This is a genomic window from Roseateles sp., from assembly GCF_965229315.1.
Taxonomy (GTDB): Bacteria; Pseudomonadota; Gammaproteobacteria; order Burkholderiales; family Burkholderiaceae_C; genus Pelomonas.
The window spans coordinates 186,385-205,771 of the sequence record NZ_CBDDJA010000001.1 but is presented as its reverse complement, the minus strand read 5'-3'; the positions used below and the strand labels follow the sequence as shown (position 1 = coordinate 205,771).

Annotated in this window: 18 protein-coding genes; 9 read left to right on the top strand and 9 right to left on the bottom strand. The window is 70.4% G+C overall.

The features are described from left to right. Nucleotides 1-93 precede the first annotated feature (93 nt). Nucleotides 94-933 carry a M15 family metallopeptidase gene (locus ACO07H_RS00945; RefSeq protein WP_422010168.1) on the top strand — a complete coding sequence of 280 codons (840 nt, stop codon included), beginning with the start codon at nt 94-96 and terminating at the stop codon, nt 931-933. 7 nt (nt 934-940) lie between these two features. Here ACO07H_RS00945 and ACO07H_RS00940 read toward each other — a convergent pair whose 3' ends face one another. Both ACO07H_RS00940 and ACO07H_RS00935 read right to left on the bottom strand, forming a co-directional pair. Then, nucleotides 941-2,098 (bottom strand): GGDEF domain-containing protein, encoded by a 1,158-nt coding sequence (locus tag ACO07H_RS00940; RefSeq protein WP_422010166.1) that lies wholly within the window; start codon nt 2,096-2,098, stop codon nt 941-943. Nucleotides 2,099-2,198: 100 nt separating this feature from the next. Next, entirely contained in the window at nt 2,199-2,666 is a 468-nt protein-coding gene (locus ACO07H_RS00935; RefSeq protein WP_422010164.1) for a CreA family protein, read from the bottom strand. A gap of 331 nt (nt 2,667-2,997) precedes the next feature. Here ACO07H_RS00935 and ACO07H_RS00930 point away from each other — a divergent pair, with 331 nt between their 5' ends. Beyond that, nucleotides 2,998-4,185, top strand: a complete 1,188-nt coding sequence (locus ACO07H_RS00930) for a GGDEF domain-containing protein (protein ID WP_422010162.1) — start codon at nt 2,998-3,000, stop codon at nt 4,183-4,185. 36 nt (nt 4,186-4,221) lie between these two features. Here the strand turns inward: ACO07H_RS00930 and ACO07H_RS00925 are convergent, their stop codons facing one another. Continuing rightward, nucleotides 4,222-4,818, bottom strand: a complete 597-nt coding sequence (locus tag ACO07H_RS00925; RefSeq protein ID WP_422010160.1) for a YdeI/OmpD-associated family protein — start codon at nt 4,816-4,818, stop codon at nt 4,222-4,224. Between the two features lie 61 nt (nt 4,819-4,879). Here ACO07H_RS00925 and ACO07H_RS00920 point away from each other — a divergent pair, with 61 nt between their 5' ends. Next, a complete protein-coding gene (locus ACO07H_RS00920; protein ID WP_422010158.1) occupies nt 4,880-5,851 on the top strand; it encodes a transglycosylase SLT domain-containing protein in 972 nt (323 codons plus the stop codon). A 49-nt stretch (nt 5,852-5,900) separates the two neighbouring features. Here ACO07H_RS00920 and icmF read toward each other — a convergent pair whose 3' ends face one another. Then, nucleotides 5,901-9,191, bottom strand: coding sequence for a fused isobutyryl-CoA mutase/GTPase IcmF (gene icmF, locus ACO07H_RS00915; protein WP_422010156.1), 3,291 nt, complete (start codon nt 9,189-9,191; stop codon nt 5,901-5,903). A gap of 97 nt (nt 9,192-9,288) precedes the next feature. On the opposite strand from icmF, the gene ACO07H_RS00910 reads away from it, so the two are divergent. Next, complete coding sequence (locus tag ACO07H_RS00910) at nt 9,289-11,301, top strand: OPT family oligopeptide transporter (protein WP_422010154.1); 2,013 nt, start codon at nt 9,289-9,291, stop codon at nt 11,299-11,301. Nucleotides 11,302-11,411: 110 nt separating this feature from the next. On the opposite strand, the gene ACO07H_RS00905 is transcribed toward ACO07H_RS00910, so the two are convergent. Together ACO07H_RS00905 and ACO07H_RS00900 are read right to left on the bottom strand one after the other, a co-directional pair. Continuing rightward, nucleotides 11,412-11,906 (bottom strand): exopolysaccharide biosynthesis protein, encoded by a 495-nt coding sequence (locus ACO07H_RS00905; RefSeq protein ID WP_422011635.1) that lies wholly within the window; start codon nt 11,904-11,906, stop codon nt 11,412-11,414. A gap of 162 nt (nt 11,907-12,068) precedes the next feature. After that, nucleotides 12,069-12,746: a Bax inhibitor-1/YccA family protein gene (locus ACO07H_RS00900; RefSeq protein ID WP_422010152.1), complete on the bottom strand. Its 678-nt coding sequence runs from the start codon at nt 12,744-12,746 to the stop codon at nt 12,069-12,071. 105 nt (nt 12,747-12,851) lie between these two features. On the opposite strand from ACO07H_RS00900, the gene ACO07H_RS00895 reads away from it, so the two are divergent. The 5 genes from ACO07H_RS00895 to ACO07H_RS00875 all read left to right on the top strand — a co-directional run bounded on the left by ACO07H_RS00895 (nt 12,852) and on the right by ACO07H_RS00875 (nt 17,319). Then, nucleotides 12,852-13,754 (top strand): LysR family transcriptional regulator, encoded by a 903-nt coding sequence (locus ACO07H_RS00895; RefSeq protein ID WP_422010150.1) that lies wholly within the window; start codon nt 12,852-12,854, stop codon nt 13,752-13,754. Nucleotides 13,755-13,861: 107 nt separating this feature from the next. Continuing rightward, nucleotides 13,862-15,052: an isovaleryl-CoA dehydrogenase gene (locus ACO07H_RS00890; protein WP_422010148.1), complete on the top strand. Its 1,191-nt coding sequence runs from the start codon at nt 13,862-13,864 to the stop codon at nt 15,050-15,052. A gap of 2 nt (nt 15,053-15,054) precedes the next feature. Beyond that, nucleotides 15,055-15,978: a pyridoxal-phosphate dependent enzyme gene (locus ACO07H_RS00885; protein WP_422010146.1), complete on the top strand. Its 924-nt coding sequence runs from the start codon at nt 15,055-15,057 to the stop codon at nt 15,976-15,978. After that, nucleotides 15,975-16,649: a carbonate dehydratase gene (gene can, locus ACO07H_RS00880; RefSeq protein WP_422010144.1), complete on the top strand. Its 675-nt coding sequence runs from the start codon at nt 15,975-15,977 to the stop codon at nt 16,647-16,649. Before ACO07H_RS00885 ends, can begins: the two co-directional genes overlap by 4 nt. An 85-nt stretch (nt 16,650-16,734) precedes the next feature. Further along, nucleotides 16,735-17,319 carry a hemerythrin domain-containing protein gene (locus ACO07H_RS00875; protein ID WP_422010142.1) on the top strand — a complete coding sequence of 195 codons (585 nt, stop codon included), beginning with the start codon at nt 16,735-16,737 and terminating at the stop codon, nt 17,317-17,319. Here ACO07H_RS00875 and ACO07H_RS00870 read toward each other — a convergent pair. From ACO07H_RS00870 to ACO07H_RS00860, 3 genes are all read right to left on the bottom strand, one after another. Next, nucleotides 17,316-17,477 (bottom strand): hypothetical protein, encoded by a 162-nt coding sequence (locus tag ACO07H_RS00870; protein ID WP_422010140.1) that lies wholly within the window; start codon nt 17,475-17,477, stop codon nt 17,316-17,318. The two genes, ACO07H_RS00875 and ACO07H_RS00870, sit on opposite strands and share 4 nt — an antisense overlap. 41 nt (nt 17,478-17,518) lie before the next feature. Then, on the bottom strand, nt 17,519-17,878 hold the full coding sequence (locus tag ACO07H_RS00865; protein WP_422010138.1) for a hypothetical protein: 360 nt from the start codon (nt 17,876-17,878) through the stop codon (nt 17,519-17,521). Between the two features lie 77 nt (nt 17,879-17,955). Beyond that, nucleotides 17,956-19,380 carry a M16 family metallopeptidase gene (locus ACO07H_RS00860; protein WP_422010136.1) on the bottom strand — a complete coding sequence of 475 codons (1,425 nt, stop codon included), beginning with the start codon at nt 19,378-19,380 and terminating at the stop codon, nt 17,956-17,958. Nucleotides 19,381-19,387: the final 7 nt, after the last annotated feature.

Here is a 19,387-nt window from a genome sequence, read left to right as displayed (position 1 = left end):
ATGAGAACTGACCCGGGGGCATCCTCTGCCTTCAGGATTCGCCCCGGTGGGGCACGGCGACAGAATCCGCGGCACTCAACTGGAGGGTCTGCCATGCCCACGATCTCAGCCTCCGTCGGCCAAGGCGGCGTGAACCGCCGCGATGACGTGCTGCTGGTGCAGCAACTGCTCGTGGCCCGCGGCTACACGGCCATCGGCACGCCCTCGGGCACCTGCGATGCGAAGACCATCGCGGCGCTGCGCGAGTACCAGAGCGGCTTCCTGTCCAGCCCCGATGGCCGGGTCGACCCGGGCGGCAACACCTGGCGCCACCTGGCCGCCAGCTTCGGCCCGCCGCTGCCGGCCGTGCCGGGGCCTTCGCCGGCACCCGCTCCGGCTGCCGGCGCCGACCTGTTGCGCCCGGTGCCGCGGCCGGACCCGGCGACGCTGAACGCGGGCCTCACGTCGGCCGGCAACAGCTTCATGCTGTCTGCATTGGGCACGCCGCTGGTCGCCGGCGGCTACAGCTCGCTGTGCCAGATGCCCACGCTGCCCAAGCTGCGGCGCAACCTCGTCACCGACACGGTCGGCCCCTTCCGCGTGACCGGCCTGGTGCCGGCGGTGCTCAGCCTCAAGGCCGTCATGGCCGACATCCGCGCCGAGCAGCCGGCCGCCTATGCGGTCCTCGGCACGGCGGGCATGCTGTGCTGCCGCCTGGTGCGCGGATCGGCCACGGCCATCTCCAACCACTCCTGGGGCACGGCCATCGACCTGACGCTCAACGGCGTGCTGGATGTCCAGGGGGACGACAAGGTGCAGTACGGGCTGACGCTGATCGCGCCCCTCTTCAACCGCCACGGCTGGTTCTGGGGGGCGGCGTTCGGCGTGGAGGACGCCATGCACTTCGAGGCCGGCAAGGGTCTGGTCAGCCAGTGGGCTGCGGCGCTGCCCTGAGACGGCTTCAGTCGCCGAGGCCTGGCTCGGCCAACAGCCGGCCACGGCCAGCGCGCCGCGCCTCGTAAAGCGCGGTCTCGGCGCGGCGCTGCAGGTCGGCCAGGCCGCGGTCGCCGGAGCGCAGCCGCGCCCAGCCGCCGCTGAAGGACAGGCTCATGCCCAGCTCCGCGGCCGTGCGCTCGCTCAGGCAGCGGCGCAGGCGTTGGTCCAGCGCGGCGGGGCCTTGCGTGTGGCAGCGCGCCATCAGCACGCCGAACTGCTCGCCGGCCACGCGGCCTGCCAGGTCGCCCAGGCGCATCTGCGCCTGCACGCAGCTGGCGAACAGCGCCAGCGCCCGGTCGGCGAAGTCCGGCCCGCGCTCGGCCTGCAGCGTCGCGAAGTCGTCCAGTTCGATGACGACGAGCGCCAGCGGTTCGTCGAAGCGGCGCGCCATCGAGATCAGGTCCACCGAGCGCTTGGCGAACGCCGTGCGGTCGATGAGGCCGGTCAGCCCGTCGGTCTGCGCCAGCCGGGCCAGCTCGGCCTCGGTCTGGCTGCGCCAGGCGAGCAGCAGCATCGGCAGGCTCAGCAGCAGCGCGAGCTGGCCGGCCAGCGCCAGCAGCAGGTCGGCCCAGGGTGCGGGGTCATGCAGCAGCGTGACGGTCGCACGGCACAGCAGCGCCGCCAGCAGCGGCAGCACGGCCGCCAGCCCCAACAGGCGCCACCGGCGGCTGTTGAGGCCTTGCAGCACGTGGTGGCGGCCGGGCATCGTCAGCGCCACACCCAGCCAGGCGAGCTGCGCGCCGAGCACCAGGTCGGCCAGCGTCTGCGCGCTGGCCGGCGCCTGCCACAGCAGCGCGTGGCCCAGCGCCAGCGCCAGCGGCGCGGCCATCATCACGCGTCGTCCGGGGCGTGGCGCCAGCCACAGGCCCAAGGTCCACCACAGCGCCGACAGGCCCACGCTGATGGCTGCCACGCCCACGCTGCGCAGGCCGTGCACCGAGCCGAAATGCGCGCCGACCGCAGGGCTCACCAGCGTCAGCCCCAGGGCCAGCGCCACCATGCCGACCTGCGACCAGCGACCGCCGGGATTGGCGTCGCGCCAGCCGATCAGCGTGAGCTGCACCAGCGCCGTGGCCAGCGCCTGCATGGGCATCAGCGCAAACAGCGCCTCGGTGAATGTCATGGCGCCTCGCCTGTCGAGTACGCCGGGCTGTTCCCCGAGGGGATGCGGGCCCGTGCGGGAGCGGCCCGGCGCCCGGTCACCTGGCGGTCTTCGACCTCGCTCATTTCTTGACCGGGATGGGCGTCTCGCGGGCCACCGGCACGGCGGTGATGCTGTTCTGCGGCGAGCCGTCGATGAGTCGGTCGGAGTAGGTCAGGTAGACCAGCGTGTTGCGCTGCGCGTCCACCATGCGCACGATGCGCAACCGCTTGAAGACCAGGGAGATGCGTTCGTTGAACACCTCTTCCTGCGGCGGCAGCGGCTGCTTGATCGTGACGGGGCCGACCTGGCGGCAGGCGATGGAGGCCTCGGCCTTGTCCTCGGCCAGGCCGATGGCGCCCTTGATGCCACCCGTCTTGGCGCGCGACACATAGCAGGCCACGCCCTGCACCTTGGGGTCGTCGTAGGCGTCGACAACGATCTTGTGGTCGGGCCCGATGAGCTTGAAGGCGGTATCGACCGAACCGATGGGCTCGGCGCGGGCGAGTGCGGTGGCGGCGAGCAACAAGAGGGTGGTGGCGTGCTTCATCGGCCCAGTCTATCGAACCACGCTCAGCGTGCCTGGCTGCACGCGCATGGCGATGTCAGTCGCCAAAGGCAGCGGCTGGCCACCGACGGCCAGCGGCGCCGGCCCGGGATTCTTCAGTCGCAGCGACTGGTAGCCGCTCAGCGGCGCGCTCGCTTGCCGCTGTTTCGGTCTTGCAGGTTCCGCAGGCACAGGGCCGGAGGCAGTGCAGGGGCGATCACACCAAGCATTGGAGCCGCGCTCGCGCTGCGGCGCCATCGGCGCAGACCCTGGCGCTGCGCGGCTGCGTGGCTGCCTACACTGGCGTGAAACAACGTCCAGGCTGCCGCCCCGCATGTCGCTTCACGTGCCCACTCTGGTGCTGATGCTCGTCGTCGGCTTCGGCCTGCTGACGCTGCAGCTTTGGCTGGCGGGCCGCGGCTCGCTGAGCCGCGGGGAGCTGCGTCAGCTGGCCTGGGCGTCCGGCCCGTTCTGTGCCGGCTTCGCCTTCTTCGCGTTGCGGCCTTGGCTGCCCGGCTGGATCCCGCTGCTGGGCGGCAACCTGCTGCTGATGATCGGCATTGCCGGCCTCACGGCTGCCGTGTACCGGCACTTGCTGAACCGGGGTCTGCCGGTCTGGCACAACTGGCTGTTCGCACTCGCAGCCTTGGCCGTGCCGGCCGTGCTCGACGTGGCCACGCCGGTGCGTGTGGCCACGCTGTCGGCGGCCATGGCGCTGCTGCTGCTGCCGGCCACGGTGGCCGCGCTGCGCCGCGGCTGGCGCGGCGAGCTGACGTTCCGCGTCGTCGCGCTGATGCTGCTGCTGGCCTGCACGGCACTGTGGGCGCGCGCAGGCCATGCGTTGTATGGGCTGCATGGCCAGACCGACGACGAGATGGCCCTGGCCTGGAGCGGCGCGATCTTCATGCTGGCCTTCATGGCCGTGCTGGCGGCCGGCTTCAGCTTCGTGCTGGCCAGCTTCGAGCGCGTGGCCGGGCAGATGCGCGAGCTGGCCAGCGTCGACGGGCTGACCGGCGCGGTCAACCACAGCACCGCGGTGTCGCTGCTCGCGCACACGCTCGAGCGCAGCCGGCGCGAAGGCCAGCCTGTCAGCTTCGTCATGCTGGACCTGGACCATTTCAAGCGCGTCAACGACCAGCACGGCCACGCGGTGGGCGACCAGGTGCTGCGCGACGTGTCCGCCTGCGCGCGCGCGCGGCTGCGCGGCTCGGACGTGCTGGGCCGGCTGGGCGGCGAGGAGTTCGGCCTGGTGCTGCCCGCCACCGGCGTGGCCGGTGCGCGTCACCTGGCCGAGCAGGTGCGCCTGGCGGTCGAGGCGCTGGAGCTCAAGGGCGATGGCGGCCGGCCATTGCGCGTGACGCTGTCGGCCGGAGTGGCCGAGGCCTCGCGCAGCGACACGCCCGAGACGCTGATGCACCTGGCCGACAAGGCGCTGTACCAGGCCAAGCAGAAGGGCCGCAACCGCGTCGTCGTGGCGGACGACTGGATGCGCAACTCGACGCTGCAGGCCGTCGTCGGCTGACTGGTGGGCTGCCGGCGGGTTTGAAACTCGGTCGGGTCAACAGCCCTCGTACTTCCAGTGGCGCGACTTGCCCTCGGCCAGCCATTGCACGGCCTGGGCGATGCGCTTGGCGCGCGTCTCCTCACGCTTGGCTTCCAGCACCCATTCCAGGTAGTCGCGCTGCTTGCCGGGCGGGAAAGCGTCGTAGTGCTGCTTCGCGGCCCTCAGCCGGGCGAGCGCGGCGGCGAAGTCGTCGGGCATGTCGAGCGGCGCCCGTGGGGTGCGGTCCGGCTTGCCGGCGCGTGGCGCCCCGGCCAGCAGCAGCGCGGCAGCGGCCTTGATCTGCCGGCGCAATTCGGTGCGCGAGGGCAGATCGGCCAGGCCGGTGATGCGGCCGAAGTCCCCCATCGCACCCGTGCGGCCGGGCGGGATGCCCTCACGCGCCCAGAAGCTGAAGGTGCAGTGCGCCTTGAAGGCCGACATGCCGCACAGCAGCTTGCCGTCCAGCGTGAAGTGCGGGCGGCTCCATTTGATCGTCTCGACGACATCCGGGCAGGCGGCATGCACGTCCTCGCGCAGCCGCAGCAGCACCGGCTGCGCGAAGTCGGGGGCGGCGGCGATGTAGGCGTCGATGCGTGGGTCCGGCGTGGCCATGGCGGGCTCCAGTTCGAGGGTGGCAGTCTAGACTTGCACCCCGTCCGATCATCCCCCTGCCGTGTCCGTGAGAACCCTGCTGCTGGCCCTGGCGCTGATCGCCACCGCGGCTGCCGCCCAACAACCGCCCACGCTGACGCTGGAGCAACTGCCCCGCCCGACCATGCCGCCCGGCGAGCGCGGGCCGGTGGTGCCGGCTCAGGTGGAGCGTTGGCGCCAGGAGGCCAAGGCGCTGGAGTATGGCGACGGCATCCGGCGCGACGAGGTGGCTGCGGCCAAGCTGTATTGCCGTGCGGCGCGCTACGGCGACGCCGAGGCGCAGTACAGCCTGGGCTGGATGCTGACGAATGCGCGTGGCATCCAGCGCAATGATGCCGAGGCCGCCCACATGTTCGCCGCCGCAGCGGAGCAGGGCATGGCGCAGGCGCAGAACATGCTCGACGCGATGGGCGGCACGCCGCTGGGCGATCCGCCGCCCTGCCTGCGCCCGCCGGAGGCCGACCCGCTGCCGCTGGCGCAGGCCGCGCAAGCGCCGCGCGCTCCCAGGGTGCAGATGATCCCGGCGATGCCGCCGCCGCCCAATGCACCGCCGGCCGTCGTCACCTTCGTCAACCTCGTCGCGCCCGAGTACAAGTTGTCGCCCGCCCTCGTGCTGGCGCTGATGGCGGCCGAGTCCAACTTCGACCCGCTGGCGCAGTCGCCCAAGAACGCGCAGGGCCTGATGCAGTTGCTGCCCGACACGGCGCTGCGCTTCAAGGCGACCAAGCTGCGTGACCCGGCGCAGAACATCCGCGCCGGCATGGCCTACCTGCGCTGGCTGCTGGCCTACTTCGAAGGCGACATCGCGCTGGCGCTGGCCGGGTACAACGCCGGCGAGAAGGCCGTGGACCGCTACCTGGGCGTGCCGCCGTATGCGGAGACGCGGCTGTATGTGCGCAAGATCATGGCGGCCATCGGCGGGCAGCGCCAGCACCCCTTCGATGCGGCCATCGTGCCGCCGTCCCCCATGCTGTTGCGGTTGCGCGGCGGCTGACGGTGTCGTCCCTCCGGGACCTGCCTGCCTGCCGACGCGCGGCGGCTGCCTACATGCTGCGCCGGTACTGACCGCCCACCTCGAACAGCGCGTCGGTGATCTGGCCGAGGGAACAGACCCGCACGGCGTCCATCAGCACGTCGAACACGTTCTTGTTCTCGATGACGGCCTGCTGAAGGCGCGCCAGCATGGCCGGCGCCTCGGCCGCGTGGCGGTCCTGGAACTCGGCCAGCCGTGAGAGCTGGCTCTGCTTCTCTTCGTCCGTCGAACGCGCCAGCTCGATGTGCTCCGGCACCGTCTCGCCCTTCGGGTTGCGGAAGGTGTTGACGCCGATGATGGGGTACTCGCCGGTGTGCTTGAGCATCTCGTAGTGCATGGACTCTTCCTGGATGCGGCCGCGCTGGTAGCCGGTCTCCATCGCGCCCAGCACACCGCCGCGTTCGCTGATGCGCTCGAACTCGGTCAGCACGGCTTCTTCGACCAGTTCGGTCAGCTCGTCGATGATGAAGGCACCCTGGCTCGGGTTCTCGTTCTTGGCCAGGCCCCACTCGCGGTTGATGACGAGCTGGATGGCCATGGCGCGGCGCACGCTCTCGTCGGTGGGCGTCGTGATCGCCTCGTCGTAGGCGTTGGTGTGCAGGGAGTTGCAGTTGTCGTAGACGGCGATCAGCGCCTGCAGCGTGGTGCGGATGTCGTTGAAGGCGATCTCCTGCGCGTGCAGGCTGCGGCCCGAGGTCTGCACGTGGTACTTCAGCTTCTGGGATCGTTCGTTCGCGCCGTAGCGGTCGCGCATGGCGATGGCCCAGATGCGCCGCGCGACGCGGCCCAGCACCGTGTACTCGGGGTCCATGCCGTTGCTGAAGAAGAACGACAGGTTGGGCGCGAAGTCGTCGATGTGCATGCCGCGCGCGAGATACGCCTCCACGAACGTGAAGCCGTTCGACAGCGTCAGCGCCAGCTGCGAGATCGGGTTCGCGCCGGCCTCGGCGATGTGATAACCGCTGATCGACACCGAGTAGAAGTTGCGCACGTTGTGGTGCACGAAGTACTCGGCGATGTCGCCCATCACCTTCAACGAGAACTCGGTCGAGAAAATGCAGGTGTTCTGGCCCTGGTCTTCCTTCAGGATGTCGGCCTGCACGGTGCCTCGCACATTGGCCAGCACCCAGTCCTTGATCTTGGCGGCTTCGTCGGCCGTCGGGTCGCGGCCGTTGTCGGCCTTGAACTTGGCCAGGTTCTGGTCGACGGCCGTGTTCATGAACATGGCCAGGATGCTGGGTGCCGGGCCGTTGATGGTCATCGACACCGACGTGGTCGGGCTGCACAGGTCGAAGCCGTCGTACAGCACCTTCATGTCGTCCAGCGTGGCGATGCTGACGCCGCTGTTGCCGACCTTGCCGTAGATGTCCGGCCGCGGCGCGGGGTCGGCGCCGTACAGCGTCACCGAGTCGAAGGCGGTGGACAGGCGCTTGGCCGGCATGCCTTCGCTGACCAGCTTGAAGCGCCGGTTGGTGCGGAAGGCATCGCCTTCGCCCGCGAACATGCGCGTCGGGTCCTCACCCTCGCGCTTGAAGGCGAACACGCCGGCCGCGTACGGGAAGCTGCCGGGCACGTTCTCCAGCATCAGCCACTTCAGCAGCTCGCCGTGGCATTCGTAGGTCGGCAGCACGACCTTGCGGATCTTGGTGCCCGACAGGCTTTGCGTGACCAGCGCGGTGCGGACCTCCTTGTCGCGGATCTTCACGACGTACTCGTCGCCGGCGTAGGCCTTGACCATGTCGGGCCACTGCTGCAGCAACTGACGCGCATCGCCATCGAGCTTGGCGCGTCGGTGCTCGGCCAGGTCCGCCAGCGCGGTGCGGGCACCGTTCTTGTCGGGGTTGGCGGCCTCCAGCATCGCGCGGCTGGCTTCCAGCTGCTGGATCTCGCGGGCGAGCGTGGCCTGCTTGCGTGCGCGGGCCTTGTAGCTGCGCACGGTGTCGCTGATGTCGGCGAGATAGCGCACCCGCGAAGCCGGCACGATGGGCGTCTGGTGCGTGCTGTGGCGTGTGTTGACCAACGGCAGGCGGCCTTCGGTCAACTTCAGCCCCAGCCCACCCAGGCGGGCCTTGAGCGCCTGGTAGAGCGCCGTCACGCCGTCGTCGTTGAATCGGCTGGCCATGGTGCCGAACACCGGCATCGTGTCCGGCATCACGTTGAACGCCTCGCGGTTGCGCTGCACCTGCTTGGCTACGTCGCGCAGCGCGTCCAGCGAGCCCTTGCGGTCGAACTTGTTGATGGCGACGAACTCGGCGAAGTCCAGCATGTCGATCTTCTCGAGCTGGCTGGCGGCGCCGAACTCGGGCGTCATCACGTACATCGGCACGCTGACCAGCGGCACGATGGCCGCATCGCCCTGGCCGATGCCGCTCGTCTCGACGATGACGAGGTCGAAGCCCGCGACCTTGGCGGCGGCGATGACGTCGGGCAGGGCCGGGGAGATTTCCGAACCGAAGTCGCGGGTGGCGAGCGAGCGCATGAAGACGCGCGGACCCTGGCCCCATGGCGAGATCGCGTTCATGCGGATGCGGTCGCCCAGCAATGCGCCACCGCTCTTGCGGCGCGAGGGGTCGATGGAGATCAGCGCCACGCGCAAGGCGTCGCCCTGGTCCAGGCGCAGGCGGCGGATCAGTTCGTCGGTCAGGCTGGACTTGCCCGCGCCGCCGGTGCCGGTGATGCCGAGCACGGGCGTCTTGCGACCCGAAGCCTGCGAGCGCAGTTCATCAACGATGGCCGCGTCGGCCTTGCCGTTCTCCAGTGCGGTGAGCAACTGGGCCAGCGAGCGCCAGGCGGCTTCGGTGTGGCCGGTGATGGCGGACAGGGCCTTGGGCGCGTGCACGCTGAAGTCCTGGTCGGCCTTCATGACCATCTCGCCGATCATGCCGGCCAGGCCCATGCGCTGGCCGTCTTCGGGGCTGAAGATGCGCACGCCGTGCTCGGCCAGCTCGCGGATCTCGGCCGGCACGATGACGCCGCCGCCGCCGCCGAACACCTGGATGTGCGCGCCGCCGCGCTCGCGCAGCAACTGCACCATGTACTTGAAGTATTCGACATGCCCGCCCTGGTAGGAGCTGATGGCGATGCCTTGCGCATCCTCCTGCAGCGCCGCGGTGACGACCTCGTCCACCGAGCGGTTGTGCCCGAGGTGGATGACCTCGGCGCCCATGCCCTGCAGGATGCGGCGCATGATGTTGATGGCCGCGTCGTGCCCGTCGAACAGGCTGGCGGCGGTGACGAAACGGACCTTGTGGGTCGGGCGGTACTCGGCCAGTGCCTTGTAGTCGGCGGCGAGATCGGTCATGGCTTGTCTCCTTGATCTGGCGCGATTTTAGGTCGCCAATTGACGTTAACGTCAATTGAGGCGGGCGCGGGACGGCCCCGATCCGCCCGGCGCGGGAATGAGGGCATCATCCTCCCCCATCCCAAACTCCGGCCCGCCCCCCGTGTCCCACACCGCAACGCCCAAGCTCGGCACCGAACTGACCCTGCGCGGCATCGTGCTGGGCATCCTGATCACGCTGGTCTTCACGGCCGCCAACGTCTACTTCGGCCTGAAGGCCGGCCTGACGTTCGCGACCTCCATCCCGGCCGCCGTCATCGCCATGGCGTTGCTGCGCCGCGCGGCGGGCAACTCCATCGGCGAGACCAACATCGTGCAGACCATCGCGTCGTCTGCCGGCACGCTGTCGTCCATCATCTTCGTGCTGCCCGGCCTGGTCATGATCGGCTGGTGGAGCGGCTTCCCGTACTGGATGTCGGTCACGCTGTGCGCCTTGGGCGGCACGCTGGGCGTCATGTACTCCATCCCGCTGCGCCGCGCGCTGGTGACGAACTCGCCGCTGCCCTACCCCGAGGGCGTGGCCTGCGCCGAGGTGCTGAAGGTGGGCCATGCCAGCGACGGTGGCGAGAGCAACCGCCAGGGCCTGGCGGCCATCATCGCCGGCGCCGTCGTGTCGGCGGGCTTCAGCATCGTCGTGGCGACGCAGCTGTTCGCGGCCAACCTGGCGCAGTATTTCCGGCTGCCGGGTGAAAAGGGTGGCACGACGGGCTACGACCTGAACTTCAGCTTCGCGCTGCTGGCCGTGGGCCATCTCGTGGGCCTGTGGGTGGGCATTGCCATCCTCGTGGGGGCCTGCATCGCCTGGCTGGGCGGCGTGCCCTTCCTGACGTCGGGCGTGGATGGCGCAGCCGAGGCCACGGCGTTGTTCGCGTGGAGCAAGCAGGTGCGCTTCATCGGCGCCGGCTGCATCGCGGTCGCCGCGATCTGGACGCTGGTCAAGCTCGCCAAGCCGGTCGTCTCGGGCCTGCACTCGGCGGCCATGGCCGCACGCGTGCGCAAGGCCGGCAAGGCGGACACGCTGCCGCGCACCGAGCGCGACATCCCCATCGGCACCGTGGGCCTGATCACGCTGGCCTGCATGCTGCCCATCGGCTTCATGCTGTCCAGCTTCGCCACGTCCGCGGGCCTGGGCGACCAGCTCGGCCTGCTCGTCGTCGGCGGTGTGGCGTACGTGCTGCTGATGAGCTTCTTCGTCGCCGCCGTGTGCGGCTACATGGCCGGCCTGATCGGCTCGTCCAACAGCCCGCTGTCGGGCGTGGGCATCCTGGTCGTCATCGGCGTGTCGCTGCTGCTGGCCCTCGTCGTGAAGCCGCTGCTGCCGGCCTCCAGCGGCCAGGCGCTCGTGGCGTTCGCGCTGTTCGTCACGGCCGTCGTGTTCGCGGTGGCGACCATCTCGAACGACAACCTGCAGGACCTGAAGACCGGCCAGCTCGTGGACGCCACGCCCTGGCGCCAGCAGGTCGCGCTCATCATCGGCGTGGTGGCCGGCGCCTTCGTCATCCCGCCGGTGCTGGACCTGCTGAACAGGGCCTACGGCTTTGCCGGCGTGCCCGGCGTGGACCCGAAGACCGCGCTCGCCGCGCCGCAGGCCGCGCTGATCTCGGCGCTGGCCAAGGGCGTCATCCAGGGCGACCTGAACTGGAACCTGATCGGCATCGGCGCCGTCATCGGCGGCATCTGCATCGCCGTCGACGAGGCGCTGAAGCGCGGCTCGGGCGGCAAAGCTCATCTGGCGCCGCTGGCTGTAGGCCTGGGCATCTACCTGCCGCTGAACAGCACGCTGACCATCGTCGTCGGCGCCGTGGCGGGCTGGCTGTTCGAACGCGCCGCACGCGCCAAGCGCGACCCGGAAGCGACCCGGCAGCTGGGCGTGCTGCTGGCCTCCGGTCTCATCGTCGGCGAGAGTCTGCTGGGCGTCATCCTCGCGGCCGTCGTGGTGTTCTCGGGCCAGGGCGCGCCGCTGGCGCTGGTGGGCGACAGCTTCGCCACCGCCGGCCAGGTGGTGGGTTTCATGGCCTTCGCCGGCATCGGCTTCGGGCTCTATCGCTGGCTGCTGAGCAAGCAGCCCTGACGGTCCAAGTCAGCTGAGGCCGAGCAGCGCCGCACAGGCCTGCCAGCCCAGCGCCATCAGCGCGACCGAGGAGGCCAGCGCGCTGGCGCCGACGCCCAGCGACGCCAGCATCATCGGCCGTCGCGCGCGGCCAGCGCGACGCCGGCCAGCATCAGTGCCACGGCCGGCAGCAGGTTGCCGAACGGGATGGGCAGGAAGATCAGCACGGCCATGACGACCGTCATCGGCCCCAACCACCAGCGCGCGTGCGGGCCGGCCAGCGCGGGCATGCGCGGGCGGGTGAGGCGGCAGATGCCGTCGTAGAAGCGCGCCAGCAGCGCCAGGCTGCGCGTGGCGCCTTCGCGCGGCAGCGTCAGCCGGCCCAGCCGCGCCGGCAACTGGTGATGCTGCTGCGGGCGCAGCAGCATCAGGCCCAGCAGCGCCAGGCCCACGCTGAGCACCACGCCCACGCCCGGGATGGGCAGCATGCAGGGCGCCGCCAGCAGCACCAGCAGGCTGGCCTGCCAGGCGCCGCCGTGGGCCTCGGCCAGCGTGGCCAGCGGCACCGGGCCGGGCGGCAGCGCGCCGGAGGTGGCGCGTAGCCGGGCGGCCAGCTCGCGCATCATGCTCACGAGCCGACCTCCTGGATTCGGCCGAGCGCAGGGCCGCTCCCAAGCCGGCCGGTTTGGCGATGTGCTTGCGGCTCAATGCCGCAAGCATCGCCGTCCCCTCGGGGGACCGACCAGCCCTGGCGCGCGTTCAGCGCCGCAGGACTGGGCGAGGGGCACTCAGTCATCGGAACCAGCGAAGCCGAACAGGTGCAGCAGGCTGGTGAACAGGTTGAAGATGGACACGAACAGGCTGACGGTCGCGAGCACGTAGTTGGTCTCGCCGCCGTTCACGATCTGCTGCGTCTCGTACAGGATCAGGCCGGCCGACAGCAGGGCCACGACGGCAGAAACCGTCAGCGCCAGCGCGGGGATCTCGAAGAACACCGCCGCCAGGCCGGCCAGCACCGCGACGATCATGCCGGCGAACAGGAAGCCGCCCATCCACGACAGGTCGCGCTTGGTGGTCGTCGCGTAGGCCGACAGCGCCAGGAACACGGCGCCGGTGGCGCCCAGCGCCAGCATGACGGCCTGCCCGCCGGACGGCAGCGCCAGCGTGCGGGTCAGCAGCGGGCCCAGCGTCCAACCCATGAAGCCAGTCAGCGCGAACACCAGGCCCACCGCCATGCCGCTGTTCTTCAGCTTGTGGATGCCGAACAGCAGGCCGAAGTAGGCGACGAGCGTCAGGATGATGCCCGGTGCGGGCAGCGCGAAGGCCACGGCGGCCCACGCGACGGCGGCGCTGAACAGCAACGTCATCGACAGCAGCGCGTAGGTGTTGCGCAGCACGCGGTGCGCCGTGCCTCGGTCGACGGCGGCGCCGTAGGGGACGGCAATGGCGGCAGGACGGGTTTGCATGGCAGACCTCCAAAGAGAGAAACACGCGCAGGCTAACCAGCGCAGCCATCAAATAAAAGCAGAGAATCAGGAAGTATTTCTTCGTGATAACTTGCTGCGTTCACCATGAGCATGACCTACAGCTACCGCCACCTGTACTACTTCTGGGCCGTCGCCAAGGAGGGCGGCCTGACCCGCGCGGCCACCAAGCTGGGTCTGTCGGTGCAGACCGTCTCCACGCAGGTGCGCGAGCTGGAGCACGCGCTGGGCGCGGCGCTGCTGAAGCCCGCCGGCCGCGGCCTGGCGCTGACCGACGCCGGCCAGGCGGCGCTGGAGCTGGCCGAGCAGATCTTCCAGATCGGCGAGACGCTGCCCGAGCGCGTGCGCGATGCGGCCACCTCGCCGTCCGTGCGGCTGGTGGTGGGCATCTCCGACGGTCTGCCCAAGCTGGTCGTGCACCGGCTGCTGCAGCCCATCATCGACACGCCGCACCTGCGCCTGCTGTGCCACGAGGACGAGTTCGACGACCTGCTGGGCGACCTGGCGCTGCACCGCCTGGACGTGGTGCTGGCCGACCGCCCCGCGCCCCCCAACCCCAACCTGCGCGTCTACAGCCATGCGCTGGGCAGCTCGCCGATGGCCTGGTTCGCCGCGCCGCAATGGGCAGCAGCGGCCATGCGCGACTACCCCGCGTCGCTGGCCGATGTGCCGCTGCTGCTGCCCACGTCGCACGCCGCGGTGCGCGCACGCATGGACCAGTGGCTGGAGCGGCAGGGTGTGCGCGCACGCATCGCCGGCGAGTTCGAGGATAGTGCGCTGCTGGCCACTTTCGGCGCCGCGGGCATGGGCGTGTTCCCGGCTGCTTCGCTGATGAGCGACAAGTTGGTGGAGCACGACGGCCTGGTGCGCGTGGGCGACTGCGATGGCGTCGAGGAGGCCTTCTACGCCGTCGGCACCGACAAGAAGATCGCGCACCCGCTGGTGCGCCGGCTGCTGCCGCAGGCGGTCCAGGACGCGCAGGCCGGCTGACGGCGGGTCTGCTTGCTACAGTTGACGTTCACGTCAATCAAGACGCCCATCAAAGCGCCCGCGGTCCTGCACGACAGGCTGCCGCACGGGCGCACAGGAGACCTCCCATGAATCTGCCCGGACTCAATTTCCAACTCGGCGAAGACATCGACGCGCTGCGCGACGCGGTGCGCGCGTTTGCCGACGAGGAGATCGCGCCGCGTGCGGCCGAGATCGACCGCAGTGACCAGTTCCCGATGGACCTTTGGCGCAAGATGGGCGACCTGGGCGTGCTGGGCATCACCGTGCCGGAGCAGTACGGCGGCGCGGACATGGGCTACCTGGCCCACATGATCGCGATGGAGGAAATCAGCCGTGCCAGCGCGTCGGTGGGCCTGAGCTATGGCGCGCACAGCAACCTGTGCGTGAACCAGATCAAGCGCAACGGCAACGAGGCGCAGAAGGCGAAGTACCTGCCCAGGCTGATCAGCGGCGAGCATGTCGGCGCACTGGCCATGAGCGAGCCCGGCGCCGGCTCCGACGTGCTGAGCATGAAGCTGCGCGCCGAGCTGAAATCGGGCGCAGGGGGCGACTACTACCTGCTCAACGGCACCAAGATGTGGATCACCAACGGCCCCGACGCCGACACGCTGGTGGTCTACGCCAAGACCGAACCCGAGCTGGGCGCGCGCGGCGTGACGGCCTTCCTGATCGAGAAGGGCATGCCCGGCTTCTCCATCGCGCAGAAGCTCGACAAGCTGGGCATGCGCGGCTCGCACACCGGCGAGCTGGTGTTCAACAACGTCGAGGTGCCGGCCGAGAACGTGCTGGGCGCCGTGAACGGCGGCGCCAAGGTGCTGATGTCGGGCCTGGACTACGAGCGCGCCGTGCTGACCGGCGGGCCGCTGGGCATCATGCAGTCGGTGATGGACAACGTCGTCCCGTACATCCACGACCGCAAGCAGTTCGGCCAGAGCATCGGCGAGTTCCAGCTCATCCAGGGCAAGGTGGCCGACATGTACACCGTGCTGCAGGCCGCGCGCAGCTTCGCGTACACGGTGGCCAAGAACCTGGACATGCTGGGTGCCGAGCACGTGCGCCAGGTGCGCAAGGACTGCGCGTCGGTCATCCTGTGGACGGCCGAGAAGGCGACGTGGATGGCCGGCGAGGGCGTGCAGATCTTCGGCGGCAACGGCTACATCAACGAATACCCGCTGGGCCGCCTGTGGCGCGATGCCAAGCTCTACGAGATCGGCGCCGGCACCAGCGAGATCCGCCGCATGCTGATCGGCCGCGAGCTGTTTGCCGAGACGATGTGAGCGTGGACCCGCTGCACGTCGACACCCCGCTGCTGCGCGCGGCGCCCGGCCTGTTCGACCACCCCGAGGTGTGGCTGAAGATGGACGCGCTGCAGCCCAGCGGCAGCTTCAAGCTGCGCGGCGTGGGGCGGCTGGTGCAGCAAGCGGCGGCCGAAGGCGCGAACGCCATCGTCTGCGCCTCCGGCGGCAACGCGGGCTTCGCGGCGACGCACGCGGCTGTCGCGCTCGGTCTGCCGGTGGCCATCGTGCTGCCGCTGACGAGCAGTGCGGCGGTGGCGGAGCGGCTGGCAGCGCGCGGCGCCGAGGTGCTGCGCCATGGCGCCGTGTGGGACGAGGCGCACGACTTTGCGTTGACGCTCGCCGCCGAGCGCGGCGCGGCCTATGTGCATCCCTTCGACCATCCGCTGCTGTGGGCCGGGCATTCGACGCTCATCGACGAGGTGGTCGAGGCCGGTCTGGGGTTCGATGCGGTCGTCACGGCCGTCGGCGGTGGCGGGCTGTTCTGCGGCATCGTCGAAGGCCTGCGGCGACACGGCTTGACCGACGTGCCCGTCATCGCCGTGGAAACGCAGGGCGCCGCCAGTCTGCAGGCCAGCCTGGCGGCCGGTGAACGGGTGACCCTGCCCGCGATCACGTCCATCGCGACGTCGCTGGGCGCGCGCCGCGTGGCGGCCGAAGCGTTCGCCCGCGCACGCTCGCACCCCACCCTCGCCGTGCAGGTCAGCGACGCCGAGGCCACCGCCGCCTGCCTGCGTTTCGCCGACGCGCAACGCGTGCTCGTCGAGCCCGCCTGCGGCGCGGCCCTGGCGGCCGTGGACCGCCACGCCCGCGCCTACCGCCGCGTGCTGGTCGAAGTCTGCGGCGGCATGGGCGTTTCGCTGGCGCTGCTGCGCGACTGGGCCGCCGCCGCGACAATACCGGCATGACGACGAACACCAACGAGCTGCAGGACCTGCTCGACAACAACAAGCGCTGGGCCGCCGACACGGAAGCCCGCGAGCCCGGCTTCTTCTCGCGCCTGCTCAAGCAACAGACGCCGCAATACCTGTGGATAGGCTGCGCCGACAGCCGCGTGCCGGCCAACGAGCTGGTGGACCTGCTGCCGGGCGAGCTGTTCGTGCACCGCAACGTCGCCAACGTCGTCGTGCACTCCGACCTGAACTGCCTGTCGGTCATGCAGTTCGCCGTGGACCACCTGAAGGTGCGCCACATCATCGTCGTGGGCCACAGCAACTGCGGCGGCGTGCGCGCGGCGCTGTACGACATGCGCGTGGGCCTGGTGGAGAACTGGATCCGCCACGTGCAGGACGTGCGCCACATGCACAGCGAGTGGCTGGCCGGCGTGCCCGAGCCGCAGCGTGTCGATGCGCTGTGCGAGCTGAACGTGCTGGAGCAGGCGCGCAACGCCTGCCACACCACCGTGGTGCAGGACGCCTGGGAGCGCGGCCAGGAGGTGGTGGTGCACGGCTGGGTCTACGGCCTGCACAACGGCCTGCTGGAAGACCTGGCGCTCACCGCCGGCGCGCCCGCCGATGTGGAGCCGGCCTACCGGCGCGCGCTGGGCATCGTCAAGGCGCGCTACGCCGCGGCAGCCTGACGGCGCGCCGAAGCGGCCCAGTCTGACAGACGCGACAGCGCGTGCTGCCGCACCATGCGCGATCCGTTTGAACAGGGAGCCCCGCATGATCTTCGACGCCATCCGCGAAAGCCACGACTTGCAACGCGACCTGTGCCGAAAGCTCACCGCGTCGCGCGGCGACATGGCCGCGCGCCAGCTGCTGTTCCTGCAGCTCAAGGTCGAGTTGATGTCACACGCGGCGGCCGAGGAGCGGTACCTGTATGTGCCGTTGCTGATGGAAGACGGTGGGCTCGATTCGTCGCGCCACGCGCTGCATGAGCACCACCAGGTGGACGAACTGCTGGAAGACCTGTCGGTGCGCGACAAGCAGCAGGACGGCTGGATCGCGACCGCCAAGCAGCTGAGCTTCAAGGTGCGCCACCACCTGAAGGAAGAGGAATCCAAGTTCTTCCACGTCGCCGGCCGGCTGCTGACCGACGCGAAGAAGCAGCAGCTCGCGGGCAAGTACAAGCGCGAGCTGGTGCGCATGCGCAAGCACTACGCGGCGGAGTTCCAGACCGTGGCCGTGTCCGACGAGACCGGCCTGGTCAAGCCCGCCAGGGCCGCGGCCGACAAGCCCGCCACGCGCGGCAGCGCAACTGCCGGTGCGCAGCTGCGCGGCAGGAGTGCGCCGCGGCGCACGCGCTAACCGGCCGGTCGTTTGTCGCCAGGCAGCTGCCGCAGCGGCGTCACGGCGCGCGCGCCGGCCTCGGTGAGCACGGGCAGGGCCGGCGTCCGCACCTGCACGGACTGTTCGGCCACCGGCCGGCGGTCGACCACAGATCTGGGATGCAGAAAGAAGAACATGGCCCGCAACTGGGGCCGTCGCGGCGAGGCGCCAGGGCGGGCTAACCCGCAGTGCTGGCGGCCTGGCTGGCGGCCGGCGCCGACGGCGGGATGTCGAACGTGAAGCGCTGCTCGAACTCGTGATCGCCGGGCTGGCAGGGCGCATCGCGCAGCGCCTGCTGGATCGCGGTCACCAGCGCACGCTGCGCCCGGCGCTCCACGCCGGCGGTCAGTGCGCGGATCTCGACCTGAATCACGCGCCCGTCCTTGACGACGGCTTTCGCCTGGTACGCCGCCCGGCCGGACCAGTCGACCTTGGGGACAGCCGGGGGCGCCACCTCGCACACCGTGGCCGCCGGCGCGGGCTGTGCCGGCACCGGCAAGGTCAGCAGCGCGGCCACCACGGTCAACGCGGAACGCATCAGTTGCATCGTGTCTCCATGGGGTCTGACCGTTTGGCGCGGGCACCGGCCTCGATTGCCGGCGCCCGCGCGTTCGCTCAAGGCTTGTAGACCTTGAACTCGCCGAACGCCTTCAACTGCTCGCCGATCTTCTCGGGGTCGCCGACGACGACCCAGCTCTGCTCGTCCGGGTTGAAGTACTTCTTGCCCACGGCCTGCACCTCGGCAGGCGTGACCTTCTGCAACGCCGGCACGAACCTGCCGAGGAAGTCTGCCGGCAGGCCGACCAGCCAGTTGCCCGCCAACTGCCGAGCCACCGAGCCTTGCAGTTGCGTGCTGACGAGGTAGCTGCCGGCCATGTAGCGCTTGTTCATCGCCATCTCGGCTTCGGGCACCGGCTCGGCGCCGATGCGGCGGTACTCGCTGATGTACTCGGTGATGGATGCGCCCGTCACCTCGTTGCGCACGTCGGCGCCGCCGGTGATGGCGCCGCCCACGCGCGACGACACGCCGCCGGCGCGCGCGCCGTAGGTGTAGCCCTTCTCCTCGCGCAGGTTCTGATTGATGCGGCTGGAGAAGCCGCTGCCCAGGATGGTGCTCGTCAACCGCAGCGCGACCTGCTCGTCGCCGCTGGCGGCCATGCCGGGGCGGCCCAGTCGCAGCGTGGACTGCACGCTGCCCGGGCGCTCCAGCAGCAGGCGCTGCACCGGCATGGTGGCGGGCGGCGCTGCCAGTTCGGCCGGCGCGTCGCCGCTGGCCTTCCAGTCGCCGAAGGCCTCTCGGGCGAGCTTCATCGCCTGCGCCGCGTCGATGCGGCCGGTGACGACCAGCAACGCGCGGTCGGGGCGGAAACGCCGCGCATGCTCGGCACGCAGGCCTTCAGCCGTCGCGCCGTTGATCGCGGCTTCCGTCTCCTGCGTGCGGCCGTAGGCATGGCTGCCGTAGATGGCGCCGTCCAGCGCCTTGGCGGCGCGGAAGCCCGGCTGCGCGCTGCTGGACTTCAGGCCCTGCAGCGCATTGGTCTTGGCGAGCTGCACCTCGTTGTCGGGGAAGGCCGGCCTGCGCGCCACGTCGGCCAGCAGCCGGGCCATCTCGCCGGCATGCGAGGCCAGTGCGTTGGCAGAGATGCTGATGCCGTCGTTGCTGGCGCTGGCAGCGACCGCGCCGCCCATGGCCTGGGCGGCCTCGGCGATCTGCTTGGAGCTGAGCTTGGCGGTGCCCCCGGACAGCAGGCCGGCCAGCAGCTTGGCGCGGCCGGGCTCGTCGGCCGTGTCGGCACCGAAGCCGGCGCCCCGCACGGCCAGCACGAAGTCCACGCGCGGGATGCCCGTGCGCGGCACGACCCAGACCTGCAGGCCGTTGGGCAGCGTCTGCTGCGTGATCTGGGGGACGGTCAGCGGCTTGTCCTGGCCGAACGGCGGCAGCTCGGCGGGCAGGGCCACGGTGGCGGCCTGGGCGGCGCCGGCCAGCGCGCAGGCGGCGGCGACCAGTGCCAGGCGGAAGGCGGAGTTAGCGGTTTTCATCGTCATC